The 8,031-nt window shown below is 51.1% G+C and carries 7 protein-coding genes and 1 riboswitch; of the genes, 6 read left to right on the forward strand and 1 reads right to left on the reverse strand.

Annotation, left to right across the window (positions count from 1 at the left end; genetic code table 11):
• Positions 1-137: 137 nt before the first annotated feature.
• From HEM79_RS21840 to HEM79_RS21855, 4 genes are all read left to right on the forward strand, one after another.
• Entirely contained in the window at positions 138-1,304 is a 1,167-nt protein-coding gene (locus tag HEM79_RS21840; RefSeq protein WP_176242474.1) for a M20 aminoacylase family protein, read from the forward strand.
• A 42-nt stretch (positions 1,305-1,346) separates the two neighbouring features.
• Complete coding sequence (locus tag HEM79_RS21845) at positions 1,347-2,663, forward strand: citrate-proton symporter (protein WP_176242472.1); 1,317 nt, start codon at positions 1,347-1,349, stop codon at positions 2,661-2,663.
• 103 nt (positions 2,664-2,766) lie between these two features.
• Positions 2,767-3,417: an HTH-type transcriptional repressor FabR gene (fabR, locus tag HEM79_RS21850; protein WP_001309117.1), complete on the forward strand. Its 651-nt coding sequence runs from the start codon at positions 2,767-2,769 to the stop codon at positions 3,415-3,417.
• The gene (locus HEM79_RS21855; protein ID WP_000806411.1) at positions 3,417-3,776 is read left to right on the forward strand and encodes a YijD family membrane protein; all 360 of its coding nucleotides are present in this window, start codon (positions 3,417-3,419) and stop codon (positions 3,774-3,776) included. The genes fabR and HEM79_RS21855 overlap by 1 nt, the downstream gene beginning before the upstream one ends.
• A gap of 39 nt (positions 3,777-3,815) precedes the next feature.
• Here HEM79_RS21855 and trmA read toward each other — a convergent pair whose 3' ends face one another.
• A complete protein-coding gene (gene trmA, locus HEM79_RS21860) occupies positions 3,816-4,916 on the reverse strand; it encodes a tRNA (uridine(54)-C5)-methyltransferase TrmA (RefSeq protein WP_176242470.1) in 1,101 nt (366 codons plus the stop codon).
• 113 nt (positions 4,917-5,029) lie between these two features.
• Positions 5,030-5,220, forward strand: a riboswitch (cobalamin riboswitch).
• Positions 5,221-5,285: 65 nt separating this feature from the next.
• Here trmA and btuB point away from each other — a divergent pair.
• Both btuB and murI read left to right on the forward strand, forming a co-directional pair.
• On the forward strand, positions 5,286-7,130 hold the full coding sequence (gene btuB / locus HEM79_RS21865; RefSeq protein WP_176242468.1) for a TonB-dependent vitamin B12 receptor BtuB: 1,845 nt from the start codon (positions 5,286-5,288) through the stop codon (positions 7,128-7,130).
• On the forward strand, positions 7,075-7,932 hold the full coding sequence (murI, locus tag HEM79_RS21870; protein ID WP_176242466.1) for a glutamate racemase: 858 nt from the start codon (positions 7,075-7,077) through the stop codon (positions 7,930-7,932). Before btuB ends, murI begins: the two co-directional genes overlap by 56 nt.
• The last annotated feature ends 99 nt before the right edge of the window (positions 7,933-8,031 follow it).

Consider the following 8,031-nt stretch of genomic DNA (forward strand, 5'->3'; position numbering starts at 1 on the left):
GCTTTTTTGTTATTGTTTTTGTAAAATCTTCTTATAAAACAAATATATAAATATTTTATATTGATGGCCTATTTATATTTATACCATCAATAAAATCCGTCAATTAGCCTGTTTATCTATAAATAAGGGAATAGCAGATGATCGAACACTATATTCGTGGGTTTGAGGAAGAACTGCGCGAGATCCGCCATCAGATCCATGAAAACCCGGAGCTGGGGTTACAGGAGTTTCAAACCAGTGCGTTGGTAGCAGAAAAGCTGCGCCAGTGGGGCTATGAGGTAGAGCAAGGGCTGGCGACGACTGGCGTGGTTGCCACCTTAAAAGTGGGCGACGGAGAGAAAAGTATTGGTCTGCGAGCGGATATGGATGCGTTGCCGATTTATGAAAATAGCGGCAAGCCCTGGGCCAGTAAACAACCTGGTTTGATGCACGCCTGTGGGCATGACGGGCATACCACAATATTGCTGGGTGCTGCGCGCTATCTTGCCGAAACCCGCCGCTTTAACGGCACGTTGCGTCTCATCTTTCAGCCAGCCGAAGAGATGATCAACGGCGGTGAGATTATGGTTAAAGAAGGTCTTTTTGACCGTTTCCCCTGCGATGTGATTTTCGGTATGCACAACATGCCGGGTCTGCCGGTTGGCAAGTTTTACTTCCAGCCCGGGGCGCTGATGGCGTCAATGGATCAGTTCCACATTGCGGTTCGTGGTTGTGGTGGACACGGTGCTATTCCCCACAAAGCCATCGACCCGGTGCTGGTCGCGGCACATATCACCACCGCATTACAAAGTATTGTGGCGCGCAATGTCGATCCGCTGGAAGCGGCGGTCATTACCGTCGGCAGCATTGTTGCGGGTGAGGCTGCTAACGTCATTCCAGATAGCGCAGAGATGAAAATCAGCGTCCGCTCTCTTAGCCGTGAAACCCGGCAACTTCTTCTGACCCGTATTCCTGCTCTGGCACAAGCCCAGGCAGTCAGCTTTGGCGCTACGGCTGATGTGACGCATGTTAACGGTACACCGGTATTAGTAAATGACGAGGAGATGGCGCGCTTCGCCTGGCAGGTGGCCTGTGAAACGTTTGGTGAAGACAGGGCTGAGTTTGGCATCAAGCCGCTGATGGGCAGTGAAGATTTCTCTTTCATGCTGGAGGCCCAGCCAAAAGGCGCTTTCCTGTTGTTCGGTAATGGTGATGTCGGGGAAGGTTCCTGCATGGTGCATAACCCTGGATACGACTTCAACGATGCAAGTCTGGTGCCGGCAAGTAGCTACTGGGGCGCGCTGGTGGAAGCCTTGTTGCAATAAATAAAACAACACACAACAACACTTTCTGGCAAGGAATATGGAATGACGGCGATCGTAAATGAATCGGTGGGCGTAAAGAAAAAGCCCAGCGGTAAGCGAGTGATTTTTGCCTCGGCGTTTGGCAATGCGCTCGAATTTTTTGATTTTGGCGTTTACAACTTTTTTGTGGTCTATATCAGTACACTTTTCTTTCCTCCCAGTGCCGATCATAACGTCGCGCTGTTACTGGCATTTGCGACTTTTGGCGTGAGCTTTTTTATGCGCCCGCTCGGTGGGATTATCGTTGGTGCCTGGGCCGATCGCTTCGGGCGCAAACCGGCAATGGTGTTCACTATTGCCCTGATGAGCCTCGGTACGCTGATGATCGGTATTGCGCCGACCTATGCGACGGCGGGCTACTGGGGAACGGCGACGCTGGTGCTGGCGCGTCTGATTCAGGGCGTTGCGGCAGGTGGTGAAGTCGGCGCCTCAATGTCTTTGCTGGTTGAGTCTGCGCCGGCAAATCGTCGCGGCTTTTACAGCAGTTGGTCGCTGGCGACCCAGGGGCTGGCAACGACCTTTGGTGGCGTCGTCGCTTTAGGGTTGAGTGCATGGCTGCCGTTTGCCACAGGTTCAGAGACCGTAATGGCGGAATGGGGCTGGCGAGTGCCGTTTTTTATTGGTGTGCTGTTAGCACCCATCGGTTGCTGGCTACGCCTGAGTCTGGAAAATGATGCGCCTGAAGTGGCGAATAAGAAGAGTGCTGCTGCCAGCGAAAGTACGTTTTCCCTGCTTCTGCAACATAAAGCGACTCTCGCTAACGGTGTTTTACTCGCGATTGGCAGTACGGTAGCAACCTATATCTCCCTCTTTTACTACGGCACCTGGGCGGCGAAGTATCTGGCGATGCCTCAACATTATTCTCATGCAGCGATGTTACTGGCGGGTATTATTACCTTTGTGGGGGCGCTGCTGGTGGGGATGCTGTGTGATTCGGTCGGGCGTAAAAAGCTGATTTTAATCTCCCGTGTGATGGTGCTTCTCTGTAGCTGGCCTTCGTTCTGGCTGTTGGTGAATTACCCAAGCCCTGGCATGTTGCTGACGGTGGTTTTCGTGATGGTCAGCTTTACTACGCTTGGCGGTGTGCCGGTAATGTTGTTGATTTCCGAACTATTGCCGAAACGGATTCGGGCATTGGGCTTCGCGCTGGTTTATAGCATTGGTGTGGCAATTTTTGGTGGTTTTGCACAATATTTCGCCACGCAATCTATCGTGTTACTGGAGAGTCTGACGGCTCCGGCGTGGTATCTGGGGGGCGGCACGTTGCTGTCGATGCTGGCGTTGTTGTTTGTGAAAGAACCAGCCAAAGAGCTTCAGTAAATATGTTTTATTGCGTTACCGTTCATTCACAACACTGGAGCAATCCAGTATGTTCATTCTCTGGTATAGTGCCAGCAGTACTTTTGGCAAGGATTCAGACATTGTGATGGGCGTAAGAGCGCAACAAAAAGAAAAAACCCGCCGTTCGCTGGTGGAAGCCGCATTTAGCCAATTAAGTGCTGAACGCAGCTTCGCCAGCCTGAGTTTGCGTGAAGTGGCGCGAGAAGCGGGCATTGCTCCCACCTCTTTTTACCGGCATTTCCGCGACGTAGACGAACTTGGTCTGACCATGGTTGATGAGAGCGGTTTGATGCTGCGCCAACTCATGCGCCAGGCGCGTCAGCGTATTGCCAAAGGCGGGAGTGTGATCCGCACCTCGGTCTCCACATTTATGGAGTTCATCGGTAATAATCCGAACGCCTTCCGGTTATTATTGCGGGAACGCTCCGGCACTTCTGCTGCGTTTCGTGCTGCCGTTGCGCGTGAAATTCAGCACTTCATTGCGGAACTTGCGGACTATCTGGAACTCGAAAACCATATGCCTCGTGCGTTTACTGAAGCGCAAGCCGAAGCAATGGTGACGATTGTCTTCAGTGCGGGTGCTGAGGCGTTGGACGTCGGCGTCGAACAACGTCGGCAATTAGAAGAGCGACTGGTACTGCAACTGCGAATGATTTCGAAAGGGGCTTATTACTGGTATCGCCGTGAACAAGAAAAAACCGCAATTATTCCGGGAAATGTGAAGGACGAGTAATGAAACAAGCAAATCAAGATAGAGGTACGCTGCTGCTGGCGCTGGTTGCAGGCTTATCGATCAATGGTACTTTTGCGGCGCTGTTTAGCTCCATTGTGCCATTTTCTGTATTCCCGATTATTTCCCTGGTGCTGACAGTTTACTGCCTGCATCAACGTTATCTTAATCGTACTATGCCAGTAGGCTTGCCGGGGCTGGCTGCCGCCTGTTTTATTCTCGGCGTTCTGCTGTACAGCACCGTGGTTCGTGCGGAATATCCGGATATCGGTTCTAACTTCTTCCCGGCAGTGTTGTCGGTCATTATGGTGTTCTGGATTGGCGCGAAGATGCGTAACCGTAAGCAGGAAGTTGCTGAGTAATCGGTAAGATGCCGGATGCTGGCGCATCCGGCATGGGTTTTACTTCGCCGTCAGTAACACGCCGCACTCCATATGGTGCGTGTAGGGGAACTGATCAAACAGAGCCAGACGTTCAACCTTGTGCGTCTGGCTTAATGTTTCCAGATTCTTACACAGTGTTTCCGGGTTGCAGGAGATGTACAAAATACGCGGATACGCCTGCACCATTTTCTCGGTTTCACTGTCCAGACCGCTGCGCGGCGGGTCGACAAAAATGGTTTCGCACTGATAACTCTTTAAATCGATCCCTTGCAGGCGGTTAAATTCGCGCACACCATTCATTGCCTGGGTAAACTCTTCCGCTGCCATACGAATAATTTGTACGTTATCAATATGGTTAGCGGCAATATTGTATTGCGCGGCAGCGACCGACGGCTTAGCGATTTCGGTGGCTAATACTCGTTCAAAATTGCGCGCCAGAGCTAATGAAAAATTGCCGTTGCCGCAGTACAGCTCCAGTAAATCGCCTTTTGAGCCTTTGGTTACGTCCAGCGCCCATTCCAGCATCTGAATGTTCATCGCCGCGTTCGGCTGAGTGAAACTGTTCTCCACCTGACGGTAGATCATCTCTTTCCCTGCGACCGGCAGACGTTCGTCGATGTAATCCTGATCCAGCTCGATTTTGGTTTTCGTTGCCCGACCAATCAGATGCACATTCAGGTTCTGCGCTCGCAGTGCATCGCGCAGGGCTTCTGCCTGCTGGCGCCATTCGTCATCCAGCTTTTTATGGTACAGCAGGGAAACCACCGCCTGATTACTCATCGTGGTGAGATAATCAATCTGGAACAGCTTATGGCGTAGAACAGGATTATTGCGCACACCCGCAATCATTGCCGTCATCAACTGGTTGATAAGCTCACTGGCGGCGGGGAAGCTATCCACGCGGATGCGGCTTTTGGTTTGCTGATCGAAAATGATGTGGTACAGGTCATCGCCATCGTGCCAGATGCGGAACTCTGCACGCATCCGGTAATGGCTGACCGGCGAGCGAAACACTTCCGGAACCAGGTCAGAAAACGGCGCCATCATACTTTGTAAACGTACCACTTTTTCGGCTAACTGCGCTTCATACTGTTCTGTTGGAAGGTGTTCGGGGGTCATGATGTATCCTGAAAATGAAATGTACGCGGCGATTGTAGGGATTGCTCATCAGATGTCCAGATCTTGATGTATTCCTATTTGTGAGCAACGTCTGGACAGCAACTTGTTACAACCTGTAGCATCCTCTCGCCGGTCCTGTGAGTTAATAGGGAATCCAGTGCGAATCTGGAGCTGACGCGCAGCGGTAAGGAAAGGTGCGATGATTGCGTAATGCGGACACTGCCATCCGGTGGGAAGTCATCATCTCTTTGTATCTTCAGATACCCCTCCAAGCCCGAAGACCTGCCGGCTAACGTCGCATCTGGTTCTCATCATCGCGTAATATTGATGAAACCTGCGGCATCCTTCTTCTATTGTGGATGCTTTACAATGATTAAAAAAGCTTCGCTGCTGACGGCGTGTTCCGTCACAGCCTTTTCCGCTTGGGCACAGGATACCAGCCCGGATACTCTCGTCGTTACTGCTAACCGTTTTGAACAGCCGCGCAGCACTGTGCTTGCTCCCACTACCGTTGTGACGCGTCAGGATATCGACCGCTGGCAATCGACCTCAGTCAATGATGTGCTGCGCCGTCTCCCGGGCGTGGATATCACCCAAAACGGCGGTTCAGGTCAGCTCTCATCTATTTTTATTCGCGGCACTAACGCCAGTCATGTGTTGGTGTTAATTGATGGTGTACGCCTGAATCTGGCAGGGGTGAGTGGTTCTGCTGACCTTAGCCAGTTCCCTATTGCGCTTGTCCAGCGTGTTGAATATATCCGTGGGCCGCGATCCGCCGTTTATGGTTCCGATGCAATAGGCGGAGTGGTGAATATCATCACGACACGCGATGAACCCGGGACGGAAATTTCAGCGGGATGGGGAAGCAATAGTTATCAGAACTACGATGTCTCTACGCAACAGCAGTTGGGGGATAAGACACGGGTAACTCTGTTGGGCGATTATGCCCATACCCATGGTTATGATGTTGTTGCCTATGGCAATACCGGAACGCAAGCGCAGCCAGATAACGATGGTTTCTTAAGTAAAACGCTTTATGGAACGCTGGAGCATAACTTTACCGATGCGTGGAGCGGCTTTGTGCGCGGCTATGGCTATGATAATCGTACTAATTATGACGCGTATTATTCTCCCGGCTCGCCGCTGCTCGATACTCGCAAACTCTATAGCCAAAGCTGGGATGCCGGGCTGCGCTATAACGGCGAGCTGATTAAATCACAACTGATTACCAGTTACAGCCACAGCAAAGATTACAACTACGATCCGCATTATGGTCGTTATGATTCGTCCGCAACGCTTGATGAAATGAAGCAATATACCGTCCAGTGGGCAAATAACGTTACCGTTGGCCACGGTAATATTGGCGCGGGCGTTGACTGGCAGAAACAGACTACGACGCCGGGTACTGGTTATGTTGAGGATGGGTATGATCAACGTAACACCGGTCTCTATCTGACCGGATTGCAACAAGTCGGCGATTTTACCTTTGAAGGTGCTGCACGCAGCGACGATAACTCACAGTTTGGTCGTCATGGAACCTGGCAAACGAGTGCCGGTTGGGAATTCATCGAAGGCTATCGTTTTATCGCTTCTTATGGCACGTCGTACAAGGCACCTAATCTTGGGCAACTCTACGGCTTCTACGGTAATCCGGATCTGAATCCTGAGAAAAGCAAACAGTGGGAAGGGGCGTTTGAAGGCTTAACTGCTGGAGTGAACTGGCGTATTTCTGGATATCGTAACGATGTTAGTGACTTGATCGATTACGATGATCACACCCTGAAATACTACAACGAAGGGAAAGCGCGGATTAAGGGCGTCGAGGCGACCGCCAATTTTGATACCGGACCGCTGACGCATACGGTGAGTTATGATTATGTCGATGCGCGTAACGCGATTACCGACACGCCGTTGCTACGTCGCGCTAAACAGCAGGTGAAATATCAGCTCGACTGGCAACTGTATGACTTCGACTGGGGTATTACTTATCAGTATTTAGGCACTCGCTATGATAAGGATTACTCATCTTATCCTTATCAAACCGTTAAAATGGGCGGTGTGAGCTTGTGGGATCTTGCGGTTGCGTATCCGGTCACCTCTCATCTGACTGTTCGTGGTAAAATAGCCAACTTGTTCGACAAAGATTACGAGACAGTCTATGGCTACCAAACTGCAGGACGGGAATACACCTTGTCTGGCAGCTACACCTTCTGAACCACGTCCCACCGTGCTGGTGTTTGACTCCGGCGTCGGTGGGCTGTCGGTCTATGACGAGATCCGGCGTCTCTTACCGGATCTCCATTACATTTATGCTTTCGATAATGTCGCTTTCCCGTATGGCGAAAAAAGCGAAGAGTTTATTGTTGAGCGCGTAGTGGAAATTGTCACTGCCGTGCAAGAGCGTTATCCCCTTGCGCTGGCTGTGGTGGCCTGCAACACCGCCAGCACCGTTTCACTTCCTGCTTTGCGCGAAAAGTTCGCTTTCCCGGTTGTCGGCGTCGTGCCGGCGATTAAACCCGCAGCGCGTTTGACCGCTAATGGCATTGTTGGATTGCTGGCAACACGCGGTACGGTGAAACGTTCTTATACCCATGAGCTGATTGCGCGTTTCGCTAATGAATGCCAGATAGAGATGCTGGGCTCGGCAGAAATGGTTGAGCTGGCTGAAGCGAAGCTGCATGGCGAAGAAATTTCTCTGGATGCGCTAAAGCGTATCTTGCGCCCATGGTTAAGAATGAAAGAGCCACCAGATACCGTGGTTCTGGGTTGTACTCATTTCCCTCTATTACAAGATGAACTGTTACAGGTGCTGCCAGAGGGAACCCGGCTGGTAGATTCTGGCGCAGCAATTGCGCGCCGAACGGCCTGGTTGTTAGAACATGAAGCTCCGGATGCAAAATCTGCCGATGCGAATGTTGCCTTTTGTATGGCAATGACGCCAGAAGCAGAACAATTATTGCCCGTTTTACAGCGTTATGGCTTCAAAACGCTCGAAAAATTGGCAGTTTTAGACTGATTTGGTTGAAACTTGTGCGGTTGGAAATTTATTTTAAATTTCCTCTTGTCAGGCCGGAATAACTCCCTATAATGCGCCACCACTGACACGGAACAACGG

The sequence above is a fragment of the Escherichia sp. 93.0816 genome (genome assembly GCF_013368855.2).
GTDB classification, from domain to species: Bacteria; Pseudomonadota; Gammaproteobacteria; order Enterobacterales; family Enterobacteriaceae; genus Escherichia; species Escherichia ruysiae.

Coding starts and splice junctions, on each gene's coding strand:
- HEM79_RS21840 (WP_176242474.1), top strand. CDS start 138: ATGATCGAACACTATATTCGTGGGTTTGAGGAAGAACTGCGCGAGATC.
- btuB (WP_176242468.1), top strand. CDS start 5,286: ATGATTAAAAAAGCTTCGCTGCTGACGGCGTGTTCCGTCACAGCCTTT.
- trmA (WP_176242470.1), bottom strand. CDS start 4,916: ATGACCCCCGAACACCTTCCAACAGAACAGTATGAAGCGCAGTTAGCC.
- HEM79_RS21855 (WP_000806411.1), top strand. CDS start 3,417: ATGAAACAAGCAAATCAAGATAGAGGTACGCTGCTGCTGGCGCTGGTT.
- murI (WP_176242466.1), top strand. CDS start 7,075: ATGGCTACCAAACTGCAGGACGGGAATACACCTTGTCTGGCAGCTACA.
- HEM79_RS21845 (WP_176242472.1), top strand. CDS start 1,347: ATGACGGCGATCGTAAATGAATCGGTGGGCGTAAAGAAAAAGCCCAGC.